24 protein-coding genes are annotated in these 26,460 nt (G+C 37.4%); 5 read left to right on the forward strand and 19 right to left on the reverse strand.

Annotated features, from left to right (window positions below; genetic code table 11):
• Position 1: 1 nt before the first annotated feature.
• Together ACFINX_RS03130 and ACFINX_RS03135 are read right to left on the reverse strand one after the other, a co-directional pair.
• Complete coding sequence (locus ACFINX_RS03130) at positions 2-994, reverse strand: SIS domain-containing protein (RefSeq protein ID WP_375613282.1); 993 nt, start codon at positions 992-994, stop codon at positions 2-4.
• A gap of 39 nt (positions 995-1,033) precedes the next feature.
• Complete coding sequence (locus ACFINX_RS03135) at positions 1,034-1,924, reverse strand: UTP--glucose-1-phosphate uridylyltransferase (protein WP_375613281.1); 891 nt, start codon at positions 1,922-1,924, stop codon at positions 1,034-1,036.
• A 265-nt stretch (positions 1,925-2,189) separates the two neighbouring features.
• On the opposite strand from ACFINX_RS03135, the gene ACFINX_RS03140 reads away from it, so the two are divergent.
• A complete protein-coding gene (locus tag ACFINX_RS03140; protein ID WP_375668324.1) occupies positions 2,190-3,446 on the forward strand; it encodes a lytic murein transglycosylase in 1,257 nt (418 codons plus the stop codon).
• A 14-nt stretch (positions 3,447-3,460) separates the two neighbouring features.
• Positions 3,461-4,537, forward strand: coding sequence for an SGNH family hydrolase (locus ACFINX_RS03145; RefSeq protein ID WP_375668325.1), 1,077 nt, complete (start codon positions 3,461-3,463; stop codon positions 4,535-4,537).
• A gap of 162 nt (positions 4,538-4,699) precedes the next feature.
• Here the strand turns inward: ACFINX_RS03145 and ACFINX_RS03150 are convergent, their stop codons facing one another.
• Positions 4,700-6,724, reverse strand: coding sequence for a M3 family metallopeptidase (locus ACFINX_RS03150; protein ID WP_375632269.1), 2,025 nt, complete (start codon positions 6,722-6,724; stop codon positions 4,700-4,702).
• Between the two features lie 548 nt (positions 6,725-7,272).
• On the opposite strand from ACFINX_RS03150, the gene mgtE reads away from it, so the two are divergent.
• The 3 genes from mgtE to ppa all read left to right on the forward strand — a co-directional run bounded on the left by mgtE (position 7,273) and on the right by ppa (position 12,343).
• Positions 7,273-8,649, forward strand: a complete 1,377-nt coding sequence (mgtE, locus tag ACFINX_RS03155) for a magnesium transporter (protein ID WP_375627668.1) — start codon at positions 7,273-7,275, stop codon at positions 8,647-8,649.
• A gap of 1,268 nt (positions 8,650-9,917) precedes the next feature.
• Positions 9,918-11,744 carry a translational GTPase TypA gene (gene typA / locus ACFINX_RS03160; RefSeq protein ID WP_375611856.1) on the forward strand — a complete coding sequence of 609 codons (1,827 nt, stop codon included), beginning with the start codon at positions 9,918-9,920 and terminating at the stop codon, positions 11,742-11,744.
• 68 nt (positions 11,745-11,812) lie between these two features.
• The gene (gene ppa, locus ACFINX_RS03165) at positions 11,813-12,343 is read left to right on the forward strand and encodes an inorganic diphosphatase (protein WP_375613276.1); all 531 of its coding nucleotides are present in this window, start codon (positions 11,813-11,815) and stop codon (positions 12,341-12,343) included.
• A 51-nt stretch (positions 12,344-12,394) separates the two neighbouring features.
• Here the strand turns inward: ppa and ACFINX_RS03170 are convergent, their stop codons facing one another.
• The 16 genes from ACFINX_RS03170 to ACFINX_RS03245 all read right to left on the reverse strand — a co-directional run.
• On the reverse strand, positions 12,395-12,709 hold the full coding sequence (locus ACFINX_RS03170) for a DUF167 domain-containing protein (RefSeq protein WP_375611858.1): 315 nt from the start codon (positions 12,707-12,709) through the stop codon (positions 12,395-12,397).
• A gap of 22 nt (positions 12,710-12,731) precedes the next feature.
• Complete coding sequence (locus ACFINX_RS03175) at positions 12,732-13,025, reverse strand: YggT family protein (protein ID WP_375611859.1); 294 nt, start codon at positions 13,023-13,025, stop codon at positions 12,732-12,734.
• A gap of 326 nt (positions 13,026-13,351) precedes the next feature.
• Positions 13,352-13,912 carry an invasion associated locus B family protein gene (locus ACFINX_RS03180; protein ID WP_273790632.1) on the reverse strand — a complete coding sequence of 187 codons (561 nt, stop codon included), beginning with the start codon at positions 13,910-13,912 and terminating at the stop codon, positions 13,352-13,354.
• Positions 13,913-14,011: 99 nt separating this feature from the next.
• Positions 14,012-14,539, reverse strand: coding sequence for an RNA pyrophosphohydrolase (locus ACFINX_RS03185; RefSeq protein WP_375611860.1), 528 nt, complete (start codon positions 14,537-14,539; stop codon positions 14,012-14,014).
• A 39-nt stretch (positions 14,540-14,578) separates the two neighbouring features.
• Complete coding sequence (locus ACFINX_RS03190) at positions 14,579-15,889, reverse strand: S41 family peptidase (protein ID WP_273790634.1); 1,311 nt, start codon at positions 15,887-15,889, stop codon at positions 14,579-14,581.
• Positions 15,879-17,123: a murein hydrolase activator EnvC family protein gene (locus ACFINX_RS03195; protein WP_375668326.1), complete on the reverse strand. Its 1,245-nt coding sequence runs from the start codon at positions 17,121-17,123 to the stop codon at positions 15,879-15,881. The genes ACFINX_RS03190 and ACFINX_RS03195 overlap by 11 nt, the downstream gene beginning before the upstream one ends.
• A 133-nt stretch (positions 17,124-17,256) precedes the next feature.
• Positions 17,257-17,739 (reverse strand): 23S rRNA (pseudouridine(1915)-N(3))-methyltransferase RlmH, encoded by a 483-nt coding sequence (gene rlmH / locus ACFINX_RS03200; RefSeq protein ID WP_375611861.1) that lies wholly within the window; start codon positions 17,737-17,739, stop codon positions 17,257-17,259.
• Position 17,740: 1 nt separating this feature from the next.
• Positions 17,741-18,127, reverse strand: coding sequence for a ribosome silencing factor (rsfS, locus tag ACFINX_RS03205; protein WP_375610572.1), 387 nt, complete (start codon positions 18,125-18,127; stop codon positions 17,741-17,743).
• Positions 18,128-18,238: 111 nt separating this feature from the next.
• Positions 18,239-18,832, reverse strand: coding sequence for a nicotinate-nucleotide adenylyltransferase (locus ACFINX_RS03210; RefSeq protein WP_375668327.1), 594 nt, complete (start codon positions 18,830-18,832; stop codon positions 18,239-18,241).
• Positions 18,833-18,861: 29 nt separating this feature from the next.
• On the reverse strand, positions 18,862-20,118 hold the full coding sequence (locus ACFINX_RS03215; protein ID WP_375627674.1) for a glutamate-5-semialdehyde dehydrogenase: 1,257 nt from the start codon (positions 20,116-20,118) through the stop codon (positions 18,862-18,864).
• 45 nt (positions 20,119-20,163) lie between these two features.
• A complete protein-coding gene (gene proB / locus ACFINX_RS03220; protein ID WP_375627675.1) occupies positions 20,164-21,303 on the reverse strand; it encodes a glutamate 5-kinase in 1,140 nt (379 codons plus the stop codon).
• 1 nt (position 21,304) lies between these two features.
• Positions 21,305-22,330 (reverse strand): GTPase ObgE, encoded by a 1,026-nt coding sequence (gene obgE, locus ACFINX_RS03225; RefSeq protein WP_375668328.1) that lies wholly within the window; start codon positions 22,328-22,330, stop codon positions 21,305-21,307.
• Positions 22,331-22,503: 173 nt separating this feature from the next.
• On the reverse strand, positions 22,504-23,232 hold the full coding sequence (locus tag ACFINX_RS03230) for an RlmE family RNA methyltransferase (protein ID WP_375611866.1): 729 nt from the start codon (positions 23,230-23,232) through the stop codon (positions 22,504-22,506).
• Positions 23,233-23,261: 29 nt separating this feature from the next.
• The gene (locus ACFINX_RS03235) at positions 23,262-24,572 is read right to left on the reverse strand and encodes a Ppx/GppA phosphatase family protein (RefSeq protein ID WP_375632261.1); all 1,311 of its coding nucleotides are present in this window, start codon (positions 24,570-24,572) and stop codon (positions 23,262-23,264) included.
• 904 nt (positions 24,573-25,476) lie between these two features.
• Positions 25,477-26,082 (reverse strand): invasion associated locus B family protein, encoded by a 606-nt coding sequence (locus ACFINX_RS03240; protein ID WP_375611868.1) that lies wholly within the window; start codon positions 26,080-26,082, stop codon positions 25,477-25,479.
• A partial coding sequence (locus ACFINX_RS03245) for a YadA-like family protein (RefSeq protein ID WP_375638348.1) occupies positions 26,079-26,460 on the reverse strand: 382 nt, incomplete at its 5' end. The genes ACFINX_RS03245 and ACFINX_RS03240, both read right to left, overlap by 4 nt.

Here is a 26,460-nt window from a genome sequence, read left to right on the forward strand (position 1 = left end):
TCTAAGCAGCGCCAATGCGCAAAAGATCATGAAAATGAACAATTCCTATCGGTTTTTTATCTTCAACCACAAAAAATGCACCAATCTGATGATCATTAATAAAAGCTGTTGCTGCACCAACAAGTGTATTTGGCTTTACAACTTTAGGAGCTTTGGTCATCACCTCGTCAACATTAAATTTTGATAAATTAAAATGAATGTTACGTGCAAGATCGCCATCAGTTACAATTCCGATTAGTTCACCTTCTTGATTCACAACACCAACACAACCAAAATGTTTTTCCACCAAAACATTCATCGCTTCAGTCATAGCTGTTCCCTGCATAACCAAAGGAATATTATCACCCTCATGCATAATATCACACACGTATTTAAGGCTTGCACCAAGAGAACCACCAGGATGATATATTTTGAAATCCGTTGCGGTAAAACCACGCATTTCTAAAAGAGAAACCGCTAATGCATCTCCCATTGCCAATTGCATAATTGTTGAAGTTGTAGGGGCTAAACCATGGGGGCAAGCCTCTTCTATCTTTGGTAATAATAGTACAATATCAGCTTGTCGTCCTAACACAGAGTGCTTACTTGATGTCATCGCAATAAGGGGGATACGAAAACGCGCCGCATAACTTATAATACCACTTAACTCTTGAGTTTCACCAGACCATGATAAAGCAAGAATAACGTCATCAGAGCCAATCATACCAAGATCACCATGATTGGCTTCTGCAGCGTGAACAAAAAAGGCAGGTGTTCCAGTTGAGGCTAAGGTTGCTGCAATTTTTGTCCCTATATGACCACTTTTTCCAAGACCAGTAATAACCACATGTCCACGAGCATTTCTAATAGTTTGAACAGCCGCTTCAAAAGAAGAAGAAAGACTTTCCAGAAGAGCTTTTTCAAGAGCTTCAAGCCCCTGCTTTTCACTAGCAAGTGTTTTAAGCGCTGATGCTACTGCACCTTGCAAAGCCATATGAGGAGACGATATTGTCATAATCAAATTCGACCAATAAAATTAAGTGAGAGATCTATATCACTTTTCGACATTAATGGTTTCTAGTAAATTTTTCAATGAAGCAGAAACGTGGCTGTGCATATCAGCGCGTGCCAAAGAAAATGCAACGTTGGCTTCAATAAAACCAGCTTTAGAACCGCAATCAAAAGTGCGCCCTTTTACTTGCAAACCCCAAAAATCTTGCTCATTTGAAAGCCGTATCATAGCATCTGTTAATTGAATTTCATTTCCTGTTCCCCGTTCTTGAGTGGAAAGAATATTAAAAATTTCTGGCTGCAAAATATAACGTCCATTGATGTACAAATTTGATGGTGCCGTACCTTGTGCTGGTTTCTCTACCATTTTTGTGATTTCAAAACCATTTGCAATCTGTTTGCCTTTCCCAACAATACCATATTTATGTGTTTCTCTAGGATCGCATTCCTGAACTGCTATAATATTTCCCCCACCCACCTTTTCATAAAGGCTCATCATTTCAGAAAGACAGCCCTTTTTCGCTTGTATCAACATATCCGGTAATAACAAAGCAAAAGGTTCCCCTGCAACTAATTCACGTGCACACCAAAGAGCATGCCCTAATCCCAAAGGTTGTTGTTGCCGAGTGAAAGAAGTTGACCCTGGTAATGGCTGTAAACGGTATAAATGTGCAAGATCTTCTTTCTTTCCACATTCAGCAAGTGTCGTATATAATTCAACTTGCTCATCAAAATAATCCTCAATAACGGCTTTGTTACGTCCAGTTACAAAAATAAAATGCTCAATACCAGCTTCCCTCGCCTCATCCATAACATATTGAATAACAGGTTTATCAACAACTGTTAGCATTTCTTTAGGAATCGTTTTTGTCGCAGGAAGAAAACGCGTACCAAGACCTGCTACTGGGAATACTGCTTTCCGGATTTTACGCACACTCACCCTCCTCAATGAATTCATATAACTTTTTTGTTTTATTTATCATATGTTTTTACGAAATGGTAAAAAAGATATCTTATTGTTTTGATTATCATTATAATGAGCAATAAAAATGTAAAAAGAGTCTGAGAATTTATTGAAGGGATTAAAACGTATTATTTATTTCAGTTTTTTCCTCTTCTTGATCATATTATCGATTAAACTAAATACAAAATAAAGTTATTGCACATCTAATGAATTGAATATTAATGGGGATTTCAAAATGCAAAAAACAGAATTGAAGACTTTCTCTTTTTTAGAGAAGTCAATAGCTTGGAGAACTCTTCTCACTGGCTCTGCCGTTATTTTTTCTGCTTTTTTAATGTTTTTTGCACCCCTTTCATATGCTGATAGCGGATTTAAACACTGGATTAAAGAATTTAAAAAAATAGCTATTGCTCACAATATTACCCCCTCTACGTTTCATATGGCGTTTAAAGGTGTTAATGCCATTGATCCAGAAGTTCTAAAAAGCGCCGCATACCAACCGGAATTTGTTGCTCCTTCATGGAACTATTTCGATAATCGTGTCCATGATATTGCAATTGAGGAAGGACGACGCCAAACTCAAAAATGGAACAAATGGCTTCTTCAAATTGAAAAACGTTTTGGTGTTGATCGCAATATTCTGCTTGCTATTTGGTCAATGGAAAGCAACTATGGGAAGGTTTTAGCTAATAAAAGTGTAATGCGTGATACCATTCGCTCTCTTGCAACTTTAGCCTATGCTGATAAAAAACGTGCAAAATATGCATATACACAGCTGATTGCTGCTATGAAAATTCTACAAAGTGGCGAAATTAAACGCTCTCAACTCACTGGATCTTGGGCCGGTGCATTGGGGCATACACAATTTATTCCAAGCAGTTATCTCGCCTATGCAGTTGATATGGACCAAGATGGACGGCGTGATATCTGGAACTCTGTTCCAGATGCTCTGGCTACTGCTGCTAACCTTCTCCACAAAAATGGCTGGCAACCTAATCTTATTTGGGGAGTAGAGGTAAAAGTGCCGCAGGGGAAAACCCTTCCTGAAGGCTGGTATTCCTTTGAACAATGGAAAAAATTAGGTGTAAAACACGCAAATGGGCACCCTCTTCCTACATCAGCTGAACAAGCAATATTAAAATATCCAGATGGAGCAAAAGGACCTATATTTTTAGTCACAAAAAATTTCTTTGTTCTGAAACATTATAATAATGCAGATCGTTATGCGTTTGCTGTTGGCCTTCTTGCTGATCGCATTGCTGGACATCTTAGATTGGTAAATGATTGGCAAAGACCTTTTCAACCTCTTACTTTCCAGGAATGTAAAGAACTACAATCTCGCTTAAGTGCACTGGGCTATTATAAAGGGAATGTTGATGGAAAAATCGGAACAGCTTCTCGCAAAGCAATTAAAGCTTTTCAACTGCGTCACGGTCTAAAAGCAAATGGATATCCATCATCTCAAGTGCTTTTTCTCCTTCGCAAACAATAAGGGAGACTAAATTTTTGTCTTCTTTTCGCCTGATATACTTGACATTATTGCTGTTTTCACTTTCTATTGTGGGGATCTTACAGCCATCCCCAAGTAAAGCAACGAACTTCTTCAAATGGTTGTCACAACAAAACAAACAGACACAGCAGCCACCGCAAATTATAGAACAAAAAATAGACAAGCCGCAAAAAAAGATCGTAACACAAAAAAACATACAAAAGCTAAAAAATGAGAATGCAAAGCGCATTCTTGTCATAGGGGATTTTGCAGCTTCTGCTGTTGCTGATGCACTTAAGAAATTTTTTATAAATAATAGCGATATCGTTATCATGAACAACACAATGCCAGCTTCCGGCTTAGTTCGAACGGATTATTATTCTTGGCAAAGCAATATTTCTAAACTCATTGATCAAAATAGCCCCGATGTTATTATCATGATGATCGGTGCAAATGATAATCAACCCATCACAGACTCTCATAACATGATTAACACAGATCAGTCAGAATGGATACGCATCTACAAACAAAGAATTATCGAAATTACTGAAAGTCTTCACGCCTCTGGAAAATCATGGATATGGATAGGTCAGCCTTCTTTTGGAAATGATCTTTTGACACAAAAAATGAAAATTTTTAATGCGCTCTATAAACAAGAAACAGAAACAGCAGGAGGGTATTTTCTCGATATCTGGAGCGGCTTTAGTGATGAGACAGGAAATTTTTCTTTTTCAGGCTATGATATTAATGGAAAAATAACCAAATTACGCACCAATAATGGCATGCATTTCACCCCTGAAGGAAAGAAAAAACTTGCCTCTTATTTAGAAAAACCATTGAAAAATATTTCAAATTTTTATGCCTTTTCTCATGAAAATTCTTACTCAACCGATCAAGTTATTCAAAAACTTATACAAGAATCAGAGAATCAAGAGCGGAGTAAAATTATGCGTCAGCCTCCAATGAGCCTCGATGATATGGCACAAAAAAACACTCACCTTTTAGGCAAAAGAAAGTCAAGTTTTATAAAAAAATCATGGTTTCCACCAAATGGGCATCAAAAAGATCGAGCTGATAATTTTTCTTTCCCATAATGTCTATTTAAAATACAAAATCTATTTTCCTCTATAAACAAAAAGCGAATAAGATAAAAAACTCTGTTTACAGAGCTATAATGAAGAGAAAATTTGCATAAATCGCAACTGTACCTTTCGAATAATATGAAAACGGCATGGTGTTAACCATACCGTTATATCTTATAGTCCACGTTTGTTAATCATTGCCTCTGGTAAAGGCATTCGTCCCCGAAAAGCTTTATAAAGCTCCTCTGGATCACGACTTCCTCCAGCGGAGTAAATAAAACGTTTCAACTTATCAGCAAGCTCTGAATTAAAAACATCTCCCGTTTCTTCAAAAGCTTGAAAAGCATCAGCATCAAGGACTTCCGACCACATATAAGAATAGTAACCAGATGCGTAACCATCCCCCGCAAACACGTGCATAAAATGTGGGGGACGATGACGCATAATAATTGTATCAGGCATTTGCAGCTTTTCTAATTCTTGGCGTTCAAACACTGTTGGATCAGTGACTGTTTCGCCTTGATGAAAAGCCATATCCACTAAAGCTGATGAGATAAATTCAACGGCAGAAAATCCTGCATTAAATGTCTGTGCTACTAAGACTTTATCTATCAACTCTTGTGGCATAGGATGGCCTGTTTTTGTATGTATAGCATAAGATTTTAATATCTCTGGTACTGTTAACCAATGTTCGTAAAGTTGAGAAGGTAGCTCAACAAAATCACGTGAAACAGATGTTCCCGACACAGATGGCCATGTGACATCAGAAAGCAAACCATGCAATGCATGTCCAAATTCGTGGAAAAGCGTACGTGCATCATCAAGTGATAAAAGAGCAACTTCCCCTTTAGGTGGTTTAGCAAAATTACAAACATTGTAGATAATAGGCTTTTGTCCGCCATCCAATTTATGTTGTGATTGCAAACTACTCATCCACGCACCGGAGCGTTTTGAAGAACGTGCAAAATAATCACCAATAAAATGCCCAAGTAGACTTCCATCAGACTTTTTTACTTCCCACAAACGTGCATCAGGATGCCAAAGTGTAACAGCGTTTTTTTCTTCAAATGTAATGCTAAAGAGTTTTTCGGCTACCCCAAAAGCCGCTTTAATCATAAGATCAAGCTGAAAATAATATTTAATCTCAGCGCTATCGAAAGAAAGTTTTTCAGTGCGAAGCTTTTCAGCATAATAACGCCAATCCCAAGCAGCTAAAGATTCATTGCTGCCCTGATTGTTGGCAAAATTTTGTAAGTCAATTTGCTCAGTAGAAGCTTTCGCTCTTGCGCGCTTCCATACAGGCATAAGCAAATCCATAACGGAATCAACACTTTTAGCCATAGTATTATCGAGCTTCAAATCTGCGAAAGATTTATATCCCAATAATTTAGCCTGCTCATCTCGAAGCGCAACAATCTCTACAATAATTGTTTTATTATCATTCTTGTTATTATTTTCACCACGTTTAGCCCAAGCTTGGAATGCAACCTCACGCAAATCACGACGATCAGAGAATTTTAAAAAAGGTTCAACAATCGAACGTGCTAGTGTTAATGCATACGCTTCTTCATTGCCTCTTTCACACGCAATTTCCTTCATTGAAGCAATGAGATCTTGCGGTAAACCAGATAAGTCTGTTTGTTTTAAAAACAGAATCCATTCAGCTTCATCATTTAAGACATTTTGTCCAAAAGTAGCATTTAAAAAAGCAAGTCTTTCATTAATTTCCAAAAGCCGTTTCTTAGCTTTTTCATCGAGTTTTGCCCCATGACAAACAAACTTTTTCCACCATAATTCAAGAACACGTGTTGTTTCACTCTCAAATGTGCCCAACTGCGACTGTTTATAAAGCATATCTATTTTCGCAAATATCCGCGCATCCATCATCATTTTTGAAGAATAACGAGAAAGTTTTACAACGAACTCTTGCTCTAGCTGTTGAATTAATACATTCGTATGAGCACTGGTGCGTAAGAAAAATATTGAACAGACACGATCAAGCGCTTTGCCGCAAAGCTCAAAAGGCTGCAAAAAATTCTCAAGCGTTGGTGGTTCTTGCACCATCGCAATTGCCTCTAGTTCTTCTTCTGCTTCTTGAAGTGCCTGTTCAAAAGCGGGTTTAAAATCTTCGTCACTTATAGAAGAAAAATCAGGAAGACCTAAAAATCCCTTCCAGTCCAGCACTGCTGCTTTTGTCATAATACTTTATGTCTCCATTATAAATTTAAACTGTAACAATTATCTTTACGACACAAATTGATAACATACTAAAACTATTTCGTGAGTTTCAAAACTACCTTTCAAAACCCTATTGAATAAAAAACCTGAAAATCGTAAAGTTCTTTCATTCAAACCATATTATATTGAAGCAATAAAGATTATTCGCTCGCACATCACAATAGAATTGCATATTAACAAAAACACTTGGAGAAAAGCATAATCTCCACTCTTTATAAAATATTGCTTTAGATTCTTTTGAAAATCGCAAACTACATTAAAGAAATGATGGTAAAATCAGAACTGATTTTTACATTTACGTTTTTATATTATCCTCAAATTAAGCTGTATTCTCGTTTTAGTGATTCAGAAACTTGTTTATAACTTATAATTTATCCTTGACTTTACTTCAAATATTAACAATTGGGAATATAGCTGGGGAGTTTTTTTAAATCTTCCATAAACTTTTGTTTTTATCTCATCTATTATCTAGATTTACAACTCTCCAACTCTTCAGGAGGTACTTTATCATGACTGAAATCAAAACGGCCTTCGACTTCAAAAAATTTTCTCCTGAAGCTCTCGCTGAAAAGTTAAAGAACCAGCATTTTGCAGACTCTATTGATATCATCAATGAGCTCGATATCATGGAACGTGTAACTATTCTTAGTCTTCTGCCTCTTGATTATGTTATCGAACTTTTTGATAAACCAGAGCTTGAGCAACCTGCTGCCATCCTAGAACTTCTCCCTATAAATCGTGCTGTTGAAATTCTTGATGGCATGTCTGCCGATGCTGCTGCAGACGTCTTTCAAGAAATGGATAAGGAAACCCGTACACGACTTTATGCCTTGCTTAACCCCTTAACGCGCGCTGAACTTAAAAAACTCACCAGTTATCCTGATCATACAGCAGGAGCACTGATGACAACAGAGTTTATAGCCGTTCCTTCAAACTGGACCATACAAAAAACTTTGGATCACATTCGTGAGGTCGAGCGAACACGTGAAACAGTTTATACCAGCTATGTAATTGACCCCAAAACAGGTACTCTTCTCAAAGCTGTTTCCCTGCGTAACCTTATTCTTGCCTCACCTGATGAACAAATTCTTAATGTCCCTACCCATGACTCGCCCATTACAATATCACCTTTCACACATCATGAAGATATCGCACGCCTTTTCCAGCGCCATGATCTTCTCTCTGTGCCTGTAGTTGATGAAAGTAACCATGTCATTGGCATTGTAACCGTTGATGACGTGCTTGATACTATGGTCGATGAAATGAATGAAGATGCCTATAAATTTGGGGGTATGGAAGCGCTTAATAAGCCCTATATGCAAATTAAGTTTCCTGAAATGATGAAAAAACGCGGAGGCTGGCTCGCTTTACTCTTTATCGGTGAAATGCTGACAGCAAGCGCTATGCAACATTTCGAAACAGAACTCGAAAAAGCGATTATTCTTACACTGTTCATACCTCTCATTATGAGCTCAGGAGGAAATTCCGGCTCACAGGCTACATCCCTTATTATCCGTGCATTGGCTTTACGTGAACTCACGTTGAAAGACTGGTGGAAAGTGATCATTCGTGAAATTCCAACAGGACTATCCCTTGGTCTCTTACTAGGAATTATTGGTGTTACGCGCATTGCTCTTTGGCAAAAACTGGGTATCTACGACTATGGACAACATTGGATTGCTATTTCGACAACAGTGGGTACAGCTTTAGTTGGAATCGTTACCTTTGGTTCTCTTTCTGGATCTATGTTGCCTTTTATTCTTAAAGGTTTAAAATTTGATCCAGCAAGTGCTTCTGCTCCTTTTGTGGCAACTTTAGTAGATGTCATGGGCATTATAATCTATTTTTCTGTAGCTTCCCTCATTTTGTCAGGAACTCTTCTTTAAACATGTAAAGTAAAAACTCTTACTTATGGAAAGATCTTGTCATGTAACCTAAGATTCTTTCCATAAGAAAATAAGCTTTATTATTTATTTTCTAGCGCACCGCTCCATAGATAATTTATTATTTTTTTTGAATAACAGCTCCGAATGACGTAAATTTACCTCATCATAAAGCTTCTCATATTAAATCGATTAAAGTCATCTTCTTGCCAGTCACAAACGAGATCGGTGTATGGCTAAAAACTATTCAAGAAAAAATAAAATACTTCTTATATCTTCTTTCTCGTATCAAAAACTGGCGCAATATTGACAGCTGAGAAAGAATAATAATGATAATGCTCAACAGCTTTATATTTTTTCACAAAGGCGTTAATAGTATACTATTCGCGTATATTATATCATTTATGAGCCCTATCATGGAATGGATGTAGTGTACGTTAAGCAATCTCTCTTAAGTACATGAATATGTAACAACAAGTATATTCTGTTTAAAGTGTTCTGTTTGGCATGAAAAGCATGCTCCTATTAGAGAATACGATTAACAAAAGTGTGAGGGGCAAAGCATTATCTCCATGGTTTAAAAGATATTACTTTAGATGCCTTTGAAAGCATAAATTGGATTAACGGCAAAGATGGACATTTTCTTTGGATGCCTTCATATTCTTTCTAAATAAAACTGTATTCCGGGTTCATAAATAAATCAAACAGATATAACTCTTGCCCCAATCTGGCATACAAAAGCTAGAACTTCTTATAAAATTCTTAATCGTCTCAATATTTACCTCAAATACACGGTTGCATTAGATCTGGATTTTGATTGACAAGTTATAGAATAAGAAAAAGCTTTATTTAGAATAAGAATGTTGTACAGTTGTCAATAAATTGGCTATGGATTGAGAGATATTCCGGATTTTTATTAATCTCTTTGCAAAACAACAACAATAATATGGCTAGCTTTATACTTACTTACTCTTACAAGAGCTCATATAAACTCCTTGTGTCATATTGATAGAAATCAAGTTGACGGTGATTTTTTGGATAATTCTTAGCTCGAGAATAGAACATACGCACTATAAAAATCCTTTTACGAAGCTCCAGCAATTGAAGCTTAATAGAGCCTTAAAGACTTGGATAAATAGTTTTGTCATAAAAATATTGCCTCCATCTTCCAAAACTATAAAAAAACATGTAAAAGGTTTTTTAATAGTCAGGCAAAGAATGTAAAGACTTTGCCTCAAATGAAATTTCATTAAACGAAAAGAAGAAAATTTATGCAATTGCGTAACATTGCCATCATTGCCCACGTTGACCATGGGAAAACAACGCTTGTAGACGGACTTCTCAAGCAATCAGGAAACTTCCGTGATAATCAGCGTACAAGCGAACGTATGATGGATTCAAACGATATTGAGAAAGAACGCGGAATTACAATCCTAGCGAAAGTGACATCTGTTGTTTGGAAAGATACACGAATTAATATTGTTGATACACCAGGACACGCCGACTTTGGTGGAGAAGTTGAACGCATTCTAAATATGGTTGATGGAGCCATTGTACTTGTTGATGCTGCTGAAGGACCAATGCCACAAACAAAATTTGTCGTTGGCAAAGCATTGAAAGTAGGATTGCGCCCTATTGTTGCTATTAATAAAATTGACCGACCGGATGCACGCGTTGATGAAGTCATTAATGAGGTTTTTGACCTTTTCGCTGCTCTTGACGCAACCGATGAACAGCTTGATTTTCCTATTCTTTATGGATCTGGACGCGATGGATGGATGGCTGAAGCCCCTGAAGGACCAAAAGATCAGGGATTAGGTCCTTTATTTGATCTTGTGACGCAGCATGTCCCTTCTCCTAGTGTAGCAGAAGGACCGTTTCGCATGATTGGAACTATTCTTGAAGCGGATCCGTTTTTGGGACGAATTATTACAGGACGGATTCATTCTGGCTCTTTGAAACCCAATCAAAATGTCAAGGTTCTTGGACAAGATGGAAAACTTTTAGAAACTGGGCGTATTTCAAAAATTTTAGCGTTTCGTGGCTTAGAACGGCAACCTATTGAAGAAGGAAGTGCTGGTGATATTGTTGCGATTGCAGGTCTGCAAAAAGGTACCGTAGCTGATACTTTCTGTGATCCTACTGTCAATGAACCCCTTACTGCCCAACCAATTGATCCTCCTACTGTTACTATGAGTTTTCTCGTCAACGATAGTCCCCTTGCTGGAACTGAAGGCGATAAAGTAACAAGCCGTGTCATTCGTGACCGATTGTTAAAAGAAGCAGAAGGCAATGTCGCTCTTAAAATTGAAGAATCAGCCGATAAAGATTCTTTCTACGTTTCAGGACGAGGAGAATTACAGCTTGCAGTTCTCATTGAAAATATGCGCCGTGAAGGATTTGAACTTAGTGTTTCACGCCCACGTGTTGTTATGCAAAAAGATGAAAATGGAATAACTCTTGAGCCAATCGAAGAAGTTGTTATCGATGTTGATGAAGAATATTCCGGTACTGTTGTACAAAAAATGTCTGAACGTAAAGGCGAAATGGTGGAATTACGTCCTTCTGGAGGTAATCGTGTCCGCCTTGTCTTTTATGCACCAACCCGAGGACTCATTGGTTATCAATCTGAACTTTTAACGGACACACGTGGTACAGCAATTATGAATCGCCTTTTCCATGCTTATGAACCTTATAAAGGAGACATTGCTGGTCGTGTTAATGGTGTTATGATTTCAAATGACAACGGTGAATCTGTCGCTTATGCTCTTTTTAATCTTGAAGATCGTGGACCTATGATCATCGATGCGGGTGTGAAAGTCTATCAAGGTATGATTATTGGCATCCACTCACGAGATAATGACTTAGAAGTTAATGTGTTAAAAGGAAAAAAACTCACCAATATGCGCGCTTCTGGAAAAGATGAGGCCGTAAAGTTAACGCCTCCCATTAAAATGACGTTAGAACGCGCCTTATCGTGGATACAAGATGATGAGCTTGTAGAGGTAACCCCTAAAAATATTCGTCTCCGCAAGCTCTATCTTGATCCTAATGAACGTAAACGTTTTGAAAAAACACGTGCATCAATTTCAAATTAATTTCATAATCTCTTTGGTAAAATATTTAATTGTATTGAGCCTCACTATATTCCAGAAAGGATGTCTCTATGAATATTAAGGAAATACCCGTAGGCAAAAATCCACCAGAAGATATTAACGTTATTGTGGAAGTCTCCCTTGGTGGGCAGCCAATAAAATATGAGATGGATAAAAAGTCGGGTGCATTATTTGTTGACCGTTTTCTTCATACATCAATGGTTTATCCTGGAAATTACGGTTTTGTCCCTCATACGCTTTCAGATGATGGTGATCCTATTGATGTCCTTATCTGTAATACCCGTCCACTTATGCCTGGTTGTGTTATCAATGTTCGCCCCATCGGAGCTCTAATGATGGAAGATGATGGTGGTAAAGATGAAAAAATTATTGCCATTCCCACTACAAAATTAACAAAACGCTATATCAATATTCATGACTATACAGACCTGCCCGAGATTACACTCAAACAAATTGAACATTTCTTCAAGCATTACAAAGATCTGGAACCTGGAAAATGGGCTAAAATTGAAGGATGGCGTGATAAAAACTTTGCTCATGAATTAATTAAGCAAGCTGTTGAGCGCAATAACAAAATATAACGATTTAATAAAATAAAGCCTATTTTTTATAGGCTTTGTTATTTATTTTTTCTACGAGATGTAATCTCTAAAGGATTGCCATATCTGTTTTAGCTCTTCTAAATGTGTTGAAAAGTAAAGTTGTTTGTAGCGAGATATTGCACCGTTTTTCAGAGAAATAGAAGAAGATGGGATTCTCCACTGCTTCGCAAGAAATTTAATGAGAGCTTTATTCGCTTTTCCATCTTCAGGAACAGCACGAAGGCGTATAACCAGATATTGTTTTTCACCATCCCTACATTCAACCCCTATTATTTTGTCAACAGATGATTTTGGAATGAGATATACAAACAAAATCAAGTTATTTTTATCAACTTGATAAAACATGTATTCGCCTCAAGTAATATTTCTATACATACATGTTTGCGTAAACGCGCCACATAAAAGTACGAATAAAATAAATAATAATGAACACTACAATAGGTGAAATATCAATCGTTCCAAAATTTGGTAAAATTTGCCGGATACGGCTTAGAACGGGATTTGTAAGACGATATAGAAAGCTTCCTATCAAAACAACAAAGCGATTGCGCGAATTTATGATATTAAAGACATAAAGCCAAGAAAAAATGACACTCGCGATTAAAATATCAATATAAATCTCAAAAATCAAATCAATCGTTCGAAGCAATGCATAAATCATGCGTCATCCCTTTCAATCAAGGAAACAGAAGAGCGTATAGAAAACCTTCATTAAAGCAGGTCTGTGTATCAAAAAATGGTTTTATATTTCAATACTCTTTTTTCTTGAATAAAAACCAGACATCTAAATTCTTCATCTCTCTATTTAATGACGATGCAGTTAGAAAACAAATATCAAAATTAAAAATAGCACATAAAATAGAAGAAACGGCAAAAAATCTGAATATCCCTTATAGGATTAATCTTAAATCTCATCGTTTTAATTATTAATTATAAAAAACAAACAAACTAAAAACGGCCTTTTAAAGGCCGCTTTTAGTTTTAAAATTATTTCTGCAAAGCAGTCAAACGATTAAGAGCACTGCTAAAACCATCTAGCTGAACAAATAAATCATTCAAAGCTGGTTCACCTGCAGCAGCAATTGTCATCGCCAACTTTAACTGTTTTCCAGAACGTAAAGCTGCTACGTGATTTTTGTCAAAAACGACAGGAACCACACAACCTGCTGGTACACAAGTCCGGATACCGGTTTCGATAACAGCTTTTCCCTCATCAACTTGTAAACGAACAGGTTTAGAAACCAAAATGCCAAAAGGAACTGTTAAATTACCAGATACAACACCCTCAGCATCGAGAGTAAGGCCCATAGCCACAACAACACGCCCCTGCTCATTTACTTCTTGACGGTGCATAAAACAAATTCTTTTCCCTTCTTGTATACCACAGTTAATAGTCCACAAACCGTAGGTTTCAGTCAAAGAAGAAGCTCCATTTGGCAATGTCGCTGCCGCATCTTTTGATGCAGGAGGCTTTGAACTTGTTGCAAATGCAACAGATGAAATACTCAAGAGAGTAAAAACTATAAGTAAATTAAATAACTTTTTCATTTTATATTCCTGTTCTTTACATAAAAGATAAACATGTTTATTATTTATTATAATATAAAGCATCTTAATAAAAAAAGCTTTCTCATAATCATATAGCTTTTATAATGGTCTAAGGCTACCTCGAAATTCGCTGACAACTTTCGTATAAACGTGCTTTTTAAAAGAAACAGCAATCAACGGAAGGGTTTCTAGATCAATCCATTTCCATTGATCGAATTCCGCTTTATTGCCATCTGGTGGCGGATTAATCGCAATTTCAGAAAGCTTTCCTGTAAACTGGAAAGCAAACCATTTTTGTATTTGCCCACGATATTTATTTGTTAATGTGCACCCAATAAGTTCTTGTGGAAAATCATAATGGAACCAATTTTGTGCTTCTTTAATCAACTTTACAGATCGAATACCCGTTTCTTCATAAAGTTCACGATATGCCGCATCTAATGGTTTTTCATCTTCATCAATCCCTCCTTGAGGAAGCTGCCAACGATGAGATATGTCAATATCTGCATCTGCATGAATGGGCATCATTAAACGACGCCCAACCCACACTTTCCCCTCATGATTAAAGACAACAATCCCAACACATTTGCGATATGGAAGAATCTTCAAATTAATATCTGCATCCATTTAATATTCCTCAAAATCGCAAGCTATAGATATCAATTCTCACTTTAACACATCCTTATTGGGATCTGGTGGAAATGCTGCATTTGCCATTTCACCTCGTAACAGTTTATAAGCCTCATTCAATTGAATATCATCTTTAGGGTCTTTGGGAACAAAAGCAGCTGAACCAGATCCTTTATTACTCTCTCGTTTTCCTTTGATATGTCCTTTTAATGCAGACTCACCAACTTTTACATCATAACCTTTATATTTTTCAGGGAGTGGTTGCTCTACAATAATATCAGGTGTGATCCCTGTTCCTTGAATAGAAGTGCCTGATGGCGTGTAATAAAGTGCTGTTGTTAAGCGTAAAGCCCCATTTTCACCCAAAGGAATAATTGTTTGAACAGATCCTTTACCAAAAGACTGCGTCCCTAAAATTGTTGCACGACGATGATCTTGCAGTGCACCCGCAACAATTTCAGAAGCACTTGCTGAACCACCATTAATAAGAACAATGAGCGGTTTTCCATTAATGACATCACCTGGCTTCGCATCAAATCTTGTCACATCACTCTTTTTGCGCCCACGAGTCGACACAATTTCACCTTTATTGAGAAAAGCACTCGAAACATTAACAGCTTGATCTAAAAGCCCACCGGGATTAAGCCGCAAATCAAGGACGTAACCTTTTAGCTTATCTTCAGGAATTTTAGATTGGATATCTTTAATTGCCGCTAGAAGATTATTTAATGTCTGTTCAGAAAACTGGATAACTCTTAAATATCCAATATCACCTTCAACCCGATATTTCACCGCTTTTACTTTGATAATATCACGAACAATCTTCACTTCAAATGGCTTATCAACGCCAGAACGAATAATTGTTAAGGTAATTGGTGTTCCAGGAGCACCTCGCATCTTATTAACAGCTTCATTCAATGTTTGACCATTCGTTTGTACATCATCAATTTTTGAAATAAGGTCTCCTGCTAGAATACCTGCTTTTGAAGCGGGAGTATCATCCATTGGTGAAACAACTTTAATTAAGTTTTTTTCCATAGTGACCTCAATACCAAGACCTCCGAACTCTCCTTTCGTAGAATCCCGCATATCCTTGGCTTCTTCAGCATTCAAATAAGATGAATGAGGGTCCAGTGATGTGAGCATGCCATTGATAGCATTTTCAATAAGCTTTTTATCATCTGGAACTGTAACGTATTGCATACGCACACGCTCAAAAACATCGCCAAATATAGCTAGCTTTTTATATGCATTATCTTCATTATTCGCAGCAACAGACTGCACCATAATCATTGAACAGGCGCCGAGCAATACCCCAGCGACCAAAAGAATAACTTTACGAATCATTTTGGCTCCTTCTTATTTTTTCAGTCTGCCACCAAGGAGTTGAATTTACAGGTTTTCCCTGCTTTCTAAACTCAATGTAAAGCATTGGAGAAGTTTTTCCTATATCCAATGCAACACTGTTTGAAATAAATTGCATTTCCATTATACCCAGAGGCTCACCTGAAAGAACAAACTGCCCCTGTTTTACATTAATTCTCGACATTCCAGTAAGAATGATATGATAACCATTTCCAACATTGAGAATGATTAAATGTCCGTAAGAACGAAATGGCCCAGCAAAAGCAACAAAAGCATCCACAGGTGATATAACAACAGCTCCTGACTCTGTTTCTATCGTTTCACCAAAGCGCGTAATCTGCGAACTTTTGTTAGAGTGATGTATTCTTTTTCCTGAAACAGGAAAAAGTAAAGAACCTTTTCGGCTTTCAAAATTGGACTGTTCTAACAATTGCAAACTTTTCCGTACCTGTACTGATGCATCAGAGCTAAGTTTTGACTGACGGTCGAGCTCTAAAATCAATTCTTCTAAAGACTGCGCTTTTTTAGCAAGAGCAATATTTTTTTGTTGCTGTTCTGTAAGTTCTTTTTCTGATTTTTTTTGTAGTTTGTTTTTTTGGTCTAATAAAAGCTCTAGACGTTTTCGCTGCTCTGCTTGATTTTGCAGCTTTGTCTTTAATGCCTTATATTCCGTAGTAATGGAATTACTCAAATTGGTCAACTCCTTGAGTTTTTCTGTTAAATCTCGTGTTTTCTCTTGCATCTGAGGAATAACGGTACCTAATAAAACAGAACTACGTATAGAAGCCAACGCGTCCTCTGGCTGTATCATAAGAGCAGGAGGCGGATTCAATCCCATACGCTCCAAAATTGCAAGAACTTCCGCAAATTCAGCACGACGATTTTTTAAACGTTGATAGACTTGTACCCGCTTTTCTATCATTTTTTTAAGCTTTTCTTCCCTTTTAGCAATATCATCTGCTACTATACGTTCTTCTTTAGCCGCCTTTATGAGTGCATCACTCAAAACACGTTGATCTTTTTTTAAATGCTCAACTTGATGCATAAGAAAAGCAACACGCTCACGCGAAAGTGAAATATTTTGGCGAATTTCTCCTAATTCTTTATGGACTTCCGTACTCCTCATTGTATCTTCCGCATGCGATACAGAAAAGCAAAAAAATATACTCAAGAGCAGAATGACAAATATGACGCACTCCTCATATAAATATAGCATCTTTCTATGAAGAAGCTTTTTCATTTGCAAAAACCATGACACCTCATCGTATACATTAGAGATGCTTTAAATGGTGTCAGCTAAAACAATATTAATAAACATATAAATAAGTGCTAAAAATTGAACAAAAATATTAAAAACGATGATACGGATGATTATTTTCAATTGTTACAGCGCGGTAAAGTTGTTCTGTAAGAAGAATACGTGCAATTTGATGTGGCCACGTCATCAAACCAAAAGATAAAAGAAAATCAGCACGCTTCCTTATTTGTTCATTATGCCCATCAGGTCCTCCCAAAGCAATGACGACATCTCGAATGCCCTCATCACGATAACGCCTCAATTTTTCAGAAAAAGAAATTGACGAAATCGATTCTCCACGCTCATCTAACACAATTAATCGACATTTTTCAGGTAAAAATTCAATAAGTTTTCTCCCCTCTTCCTCCATACGTTGATAAACTGTTTGAGCACGACTTTCTGGTATCTCTTGTAACTTTTTTAAATGAAAGCCTACATCTCCAGAAATTTTAGAAAAACGATCCAAATAATGCTGAACTAATTTTTGCTCCGCCCCACTTTTCATACGACCAACCGCAAAAATAGAAATTTGCATTTTAATGATCTCCGAAGAGAAGCAAAGCCGTATCGTTTAAATCCGGCGTCATCCATATTTTTTCTAAATTATAAAAAAGACGAATTTCTGGACGAAAAAGATGAATGATAATATCACCTGTATCAATCAATACCCAGTCACCTCCAGCAAGCCCTTCTACACGCGCAAGCCCCTGCCCACTATCTTTCCAAGTATGTAATAAATGATCAGCAACAGACGATACATGACGCTGCGAATTTGCTGAAGCTATGACCATATAATCAGCCAAAGATGACTTCCCTCGAATATCAATAGCAACAATATCTTCTGCTTTTGTATCTTCTAAACTCTTGAGAATAACTTCAAGACTCTCACTAACAGAAAAAACTTTTTTTTCTTTTGAAGGCATAGTATCGTAAGAGTGTTTGTGTGCAATGTTTTTCAGATCAATATCCTTTCTTATCGTTGTGGAATCTAAAAAAGAGACTTCTCTAAAGAGAAACAGAATCTTATGAAATGTTCAAGAAAAATCATTCTTCTTCAAACGAAGGTTTGTTGAAGATTGAAAAGATAAAGGTCCATGCAAATAAGTCCAAACTGGTGGCTTGATAAAAGGTAATCGCTTACTTTCTCTCTCATCCAAACGAAAACGGCGATAAATATGTGCCATAGGAGAGGAAAGTGCTGACCAATTGCCTAAAGGACGATCAATAATCGCAATAGGAAGCATAGAGACGATATCATGCCATCGATACCAATGATGTATCGTCGCAAAACTATCTGCCCCCATAATCCATACAAAATTTACGCCACTGTAATGAGTAAGAATATGAAAAATCGTATCTACCGATACTTTGCTCCCTATAGCTTTTTCAAAACCTGTCAAGCGAATTTTCGGATGGTCAATAAGTTTAAAACTTAATCGCATTCTCTCCTCTAAAGGGAGCAACTGTGTACAATCCTTTAAAGGATTTCCTGGAGTGATCATCCACCATAACTGATCAAGATGCAAACGCCGAATGGCAATTTTTGCAACAAGAAGATGCCCCGCATGCGGTGGATTAAAGGAACCACCAAAAAGACCCACAACATTAGATCTTTCAACATGTGGCATACAATTTTTCCATGGAAAAAATGGTGTTCTCAAGCTCTAACCTGACCATTTCCTTTAACGTGATATTGAAATGATGTTAGCTGTTCAACACCTATGGGACCACGTGCATGCATTTTTCCTGTTGCGATACCAATTTCCATTCCAAAACCAAATTCACCTCCATCAGCAAATTGTGTAGATGCATTGTGTAATAAAATAGCTGAATCTAAATGATTAAAAAAATTCTTCACCACTTCCAAATCCTCAGCAATAATCGATTCCGTATGTCCTGATGAATAACGCTTGATATGAGCAATGGCTCCCTCAACACCCTCAACCGTTTTAACAGAAAGAATAGCATCAAGATATTCATGCGACCAATCTTCTTCAGAAGCTAATTTGACATCTGGCATAAGAAAAACAATATCTTCTGTGGCACGAATTTCACACCCCTTTTCCTGTAAAGCAGTTAAAACAGGAAGAAATTTTTTTAATGCTTGGCTGTCAATGAGAACTGTCTCAACAGCACCGCATATCCCTGTTCGCCGCAGCTTTGCATTTAAAACAATATTGCGTGCCATATCTAAATCTGCCGATTTATCAATATAAATATGACAAAGTCCCTCCAAATGAGCAAAAATTGGAACACGTGCATCAGACTGAACACGAGCAACAAGGCTCTTTCCACCACGTGGTACGATCACATCAATCGCTCCATCCAACCCTTTGAGCATTTCCCCAACGGCAGCACGATCTGTCGTTCCAACCATTTGGATAGCATCTTTGGGTAAACCAGAGCGCTCTAAACCTTGTACCAAAGCTAAATGAAGAGCATGAGAAGAATGAAAGCTATCCGAACCACCGCGCAAAATCGCAGCATTACCTGCTTTTAAGCACAAAGAACTCGCATCAACTGTAACATTGGGACGACTTTCATAAATAATGCCAATCACACCAAGAGGTGTTCGTACACGACTTATATGAAGCCCATTTGGACGCGTCCATTCATCCATCACTTGTCCAACAGGATCAGATAAACGAGCAACTTGGCGAACACTGTCTATCATTGCACGTAAACGCAAATCATCTAATTTTAGCCGATCAATCATTGCAGCTTTCAAATTATTCTGAGCAGCATTCTCTAAATCTTGACAATTCGCCCGTAAAATTTCATCTGACTGAGCCTCTAAACTTAAAGCGATCATTTCTAATGCATTGTTCTTTTGCTCAGAAGAAGCAACAGCCAATGCTGCAGCGGCATAGCGTGCTTTTTGTCCCATATCTTTCATTTTTTCTTCTAAAGTCATCGTAACATCCACTCTGCCAAAACAATAAAAACAAAAGTAACTTTTTTAAACAGAATTGATCAAGAAACGTACAATCATATCATTACGATGCACCATAGCAGAGCGCGCCTCATACCCAAGAATAGCTTCGATTTCTTCACTTTTATGTCCTATAATGCGTACAGCCTCATCTTTGTCATAGCTTACAAGTCCACGCGCAATCTCAACTCCATCTGTACCAACAATTGCAACCGTATCCCCACGCTGGAAATTTCCCTCAACGGCAATAACCCCTGCAGCTAATAATGATTTTCCTGATTCAAGAGCCCTAATGGCTCCTTGATCAATCGTCAAAACACCAGATGGATCTAAATGACCAGAAATCCATGTTTTCCAAGCATTGACAGATTTCTTACTTGCCGCAAAAAAACTCTTGCGTTCACCTTTGTCAATTGCAGCAAGAGGATTCATACGCTTGCCTGAGGTGATAATCATCGCCGTTCCAGCAGCATTAGCTATTTTTCCGGCTTCAAGCTTAGTCTTCATTCCTCCCCGTGAAAACTCTGAAGCAGCAACATCTGCCATTTTTTCGATATCATGCGTAATGGATGCAACAAAAGGTATAAATTCAGCCGTAGGATCACTATGGGGAGACTTTGTATAAAGACCATCAATATCGGATAAAAGTATTAAAAGATCTGCCCTCACCATTGTTGCCACACGTGCAGCTAAACGATCATTATCACCATAACGAATTTCAGTTGTTGCAACAGTATCATTCTCATTAATAACAGGCACAGCTCCCAAATATAAAAGCGTCTCAATCGTTGCACGTGCATTGAGATAACGCCTTCGCTCCTCCGTATCAAATAAAGTGAGCAAAATTTGGCCTGTTTTGAGCCCATGTTGAGCAAGCGCATCACCATAGGTTTTTGCTAACTCAATTTGCCCCAAAGCAGCACATGCCTGGCTTTCTTCCAATTTCAAAGCCCCCTTAGGAAGCTGTAGCAATGTCCTTCCTAAAGCAATAGCACCTGAAGACACCAATAATATCTCTACGCCTCCTTTGTGTAATTCAACAACATCATTGATCAAGCTTTTAAGCCATTCAACCCGTAAACCCGCCTGAGGATCAACCAAAAGGGCAGATCCAATCTTGACCACAATACGTTTATAGTGTGTAAGTTTTTGCGATCCAACAGCCATCTCAATCAACCTTGCTATCCCCACTGATCTCCTCTTTGCGTGACATTTCAATAATATGTGCACCAGCACGCAGCACATTTTCTAAACCTTCGCGGCTAACCGCAGAAAACATCATAACTGGTTGATCCGCTGCTCTTTGCAAAGCTTCCCGTTTAGCTTCACGCTCTTCAATTGTCAGAGTATCTATCTGGCTTAAAGCAACAATTTCAGTTTTATCACTTAGATTATTTCCATATGCCTCAAGTTCATGACGCACAATTTGATATGCTTTTGCTACATCTTCTTCTTGAGAAGAAATTAGATGAAGCAGTACGCGACAACGTTCCACATGTCCTAAAAAACGATCTCCAATTCCCACACCTTCATGCGCTCCTTCAATTAATCCTGGAATATCAGCCAAAACAAATTCACGACCATCAATACGTACAACACCAAGATGAGGATGTAGAGTGGTAAAAGGATAATCTGCAACTTTTGGTTTTGCAGCCGTTACAGAAGCTAAAAAAGTTGATTTTCCAGCATTTGGTAAACCAACAAGCCCCGCATCAGCAATTAACTTCAAACGAAGCCATATTGCACGCTCTTCTCCAGACAAACCTGGATTTGCACGACGCGGTGCCCGATTTGTCGATGTTGTAAAGTGAAGATTGCCAAAACCGCCATTCCCTCCTTTTGCAAGGCGATAGCGCTGTCCCACTTCCGTTAAATCACATATTAACGTTGTATTATCTTCTTCAAAAATTTGCGTCCCAACCGGAACTTTAAGGATGACATCATCACCCTTCTCACCCGTCATATTACGCCCCTTGCCATGTCCCCCTGTTTTTGCTTTAAAATGCTGCTGGTACCGATAATCAATCAGCGTGTTAAGTCCATCAACAACAAGAGCCCAGACATCACCACCCCGTCCTCCATTCCCTCCATCAGGCCCCCCAAATTCTATGAATTTTTCACGGCGAAATGATACTGCTCCAGAACCTCCATTACCAGAACGAATATAAACTTTAGCTTGATCAAGAAATTTCATTGGAAACACTCACTGAGGAATCAATCTCTCTACCTCTATAGGCAATACATTAATTTTACCAGTTTTTCATCATTGATAACAGAAAAACTGTCACTATCGCTGATAACTCTTTGAGAAAAAAATCATCGCATTTAAATAGGTTAAGTAAAATTAAGTCTTCTTAAAAGAAGGTGCTATTCTTGTACTTTTGTTTTTCCCTTAAATTCAAGTGCTAGAAGATAAAGCTCTACTGATTCTGATCGGCTTGCGGGTGGTTTAACATGGTAGACTTTTTTAAAATGCTGTTTTAATCTTGCAAGAAGAGTGTTTTCTGCTCCCCCTTGAAAAGCCTTTGCTAAAAAATATCCCCCAGGCTTGAGAACCGAAAGAGCAAAATCAGCCGCAACTTCACATAAATAAATCGTTCTTAAATGATCCGTCTGACGATGACCTGTTGTTGGCGCTGCCATATCAGAAAGAACCACATCCGGTTTTGTCCCTAAAGTTTCAATTAATTTCTGCGGTGCATCTGTATGCAAAAAATCCATTTCCAACATGGCAACTCTAGGCAATGGATCAACATGTAAATAATCAATACCAACAACGCTAGGATCCTCATCACTTGACCCTACTATACGCTCAACCACCTGACACCAGCCTCCAGGTGCTGCTCCTAGATCAATAACCTTTTGGCCTTTTTTCAAAAACCTATAGCGCTCATTAATTTCAATGAGTTTATAAGCCGCACGCGAACGATAACCATCTACTTTTGATTGATGGACATAAGGATCATTCAGATGCCTCTCTAACCATCGTCGTGATGAAGCTTTAATGGTTCCTGCTTTCTTTTTTACGCGCTGATATAATTCATGTGACCCTGAACCTCCATAGCCACCTCTTGGTGTTTTTGTTGTTTTTTTCATCGTTATTCATTGTCTCCATATTTAATTCTCTAACGCTTGAAATCTCTGCTCTTTCTATGACGACACCATACTCCATCGCGTAACATCAGCTCTATCAAAATTCCTTCCCTTAATCCACGATCAGCAACTCTTAAACGCTGACTTGGCCAAACTTCCCGAATAACATCTAAAATTGCACAACCAGCTAAAACTAAATCTGCTCTCTCGCGTCCAATAAAAGGACTTATGACACGTTTTTCTATATCCCATGATAATAGGCGTTGTGTCATAAGTGTAATGTCTGCATCATTCATCCAAATGCCATCCACTTTTTTCCTATCATAACGCTCTAAATTAAGATACATTCCTGCTAAAGTCGTAACCGTACCGGAGGTTCCCAAAAGATGAAACTTCGAACCTTGTGCTAACTCTCCTAATTTATGACGATCTGAAAAATTATTTAATAACCCTCGCACATAGCTTTTCATTTTTTCAAAATCGTCTAAGCTAATATCATTCCCTCCAAAACGTTCAGCAAGCGTAACAACACCAACAGGAAGAGAAGTCCAAGCGATAATTTGTCGAGCTAAACGAAAAGAACGCTTTTGAGAAACATCCAGTAGCACAATTTCTGATGATCCTCCTCCAATATCAAAAAGCACAATTGCGTCAGTATTTGGTTCAACAAGTGTACTACACCCTGTAACAGCAAAACGCGCTTCTGTTTGCCGATCAACAATTTCCAATTCAAGACCTGTCTCCTCCAAAACACGCTGAATAAAATGTCTACCATTTTCTGCAGAACGACAAGCTTCCGTTGCAATCAAGCGATAACGCTTAATATGCCTTTGTTTTAGCTTTAAATGACAAATCTTTAATGCTTCAATCGCACGATCCATAGCTTGTGTATTAAGAAAACCGTTATTTATTAAACCTTCTCCCAATCGTACAATACGAGAAAAAGCATCAACAACACGAAAATATCCAGGTTTACTGGGAGATGCGATAAGAAGACGACAATTATTTGTTCCGAGATCAAGTGCCGCATAAAGAGGTGGAGATTTTACTGAATGGAACCGTCGAAGAAAAGGTGCTTTGAGTTTTTTTGTTTTTTGAGCACCTATCATTATCTGATTATGAAACTCAAAAGCTGCCTCAGATTGAACAAAAACCTGTTTCTGTTCATAATGTTTTTTTCTCTGTTGTCTCTTTATATCAACAAGGACAGAGTATGCCTCTGTTCGTGACAATGCAGAAAGATTATTTGTATTACTACCGCACTGATCATACAACTGATCTGCTTTGGTATCGTATATTTCTCCTTGCTTTAACTCTTTTGAACCATAATTTAACGGGGTCATGTCCCTTATCCCTTGAGAGTCCCCCAATAAATAAACGCGAAAACTCTTCTGCTCATTCCTAAATAAAGCAATAATGCAGCATCAAATGATATATACAAGAAATCATTCTTTCTTTTTCTATCATTAAAATTTTCTACACTAACATCATTCAGTTTTTTGTATAATCTTTCGGTTGTTTCCGTGAAATCATGCATCTCTTTATGAACTTAAAACTATAAATTAATCGTTTACGTTCACATCAATTTTTATAAATTATGCTCTTTTCTTGATACCATTCACACGGAGCACACCTCTATTGTAACAAACCTACACTATCATACTATTTGCTGACTCTTAAGGTTACAACAACCTATACATTAGTACGGTTTATAAGAAAAAAATTTTTTTTGTTATCCACACACAAACCTCGTTTGTTATATGCAATGAAATGGCTTTGATTATGCTGGAATAAAAGTTCCGTAGTACTACAAAATGCAATTACAATAGCTGTTATTTCGTGAATACCAATAAAAACTATCGTTCAAAAAAAACTCTAGAATTATAAATTTATCTGAAAAATATTAATGCTTAATCAGACCGCTTTAAAAATCCATTTTAAGCTTAAAAAAAGAATTTAGTCTACTCATTATTGTAAGGAATAAATCGAGTATTTCTAATCTTTTTTACTTTTAATAACTAACGAAATCATTCTTTAAGCATTACGGGAAACACTAACTTTATTTTCTATTACATATAAATAACTTACTGTGACTTTATATTCATAAAACTCTTACTCTTTCCAATAAATCACCTCGATATCATATTATATAAAACTTCTTACTTATTTGACCTTATAATTTACACTCAGAAATATAATACAACAATTTATGGAAAAATGACTCTTGTTAAAAATACTCGATGAATTCTAAGGACGGAAAGAATTAAGTGCTGCATTTAACCCTTTAAATGGTACAGTAAAAGAAAATACCTTACCTTCTTTAGTTTTATAGGAAATACGTACCTTATTGTTCTGCTCTATTTGTTTAGTCAAAACCGGCCCTACAGGTGATTGTGCCAAACAAACCGTTTCATTACATTGCGTATAATTAATAAGAACAGGTTTTTTAACACCTTTTACAAACATTTGAATCGGAACATTTATATCAGAATTTGGCAATGTTCGAAAAAGCATCACTGCTTGACCACTTGTCGTAGAAACAAGAGACCAACTAAAAATGGTATTTCCTTCTTGATCATGAACCGTCTGTGTCACATTACATATACCTTGCTTATGTTTAAGCTTTTGTTTTTCGTCACAAATCAAAGTCCAATCATAAAACTGCATAATAATTCGACGTGTTTCGCCAGGTTCTCCCTTAGGTATCGATAAGTGCGGTGGATGCACTGTATAAATATTATTGTTCTCGTTGGCAAAGCTTTCGCTCTTGCCTATTAAGGCAAGAGCAAACAGCAGAACCTTTACTAACATACTTCTCGTTTTTACAATAACAGCCATTTTTTCTATTATCATCTCAACCTCAGAGTAATTCCAGCACCTATTCCCCAATGACCTCCAGCACTTGTCACAGATACATTCGAGCGAATATTTCCATCTTCAGATGTATAACCAGCACCAATAGCAAGTGCAGATTGACTGCGCCATAAACCACTCCCAAATGAAACACTTAAAGATCCTGGTATATCATAGTAACGTAAGTTGGACACCGCTAGACCAATAGCAGCAGCTTGTCTTGCTTCTTTCCGAACATCCTGAATAGCATAATTCAATGTCTCAAACTTCATATCCGTATAGGATTTCGACTCGTTAACACCATCATTGACAAGACCACTAACTTTCTCATCCGTATACTTATTGGCATCTTCAAGAACTATCTTCATCTGCTCTTCA

The sequence above is a fragment of the Bartonella sp. AP36NXGY genome (assembly GCF_042195865.1).
Classification (GTDB): domain Bacteria; phylum Pseudomonadota; class Alphaproteobacteria; order Rhizobiales; family Rhizobiaceae; genus Bartonella.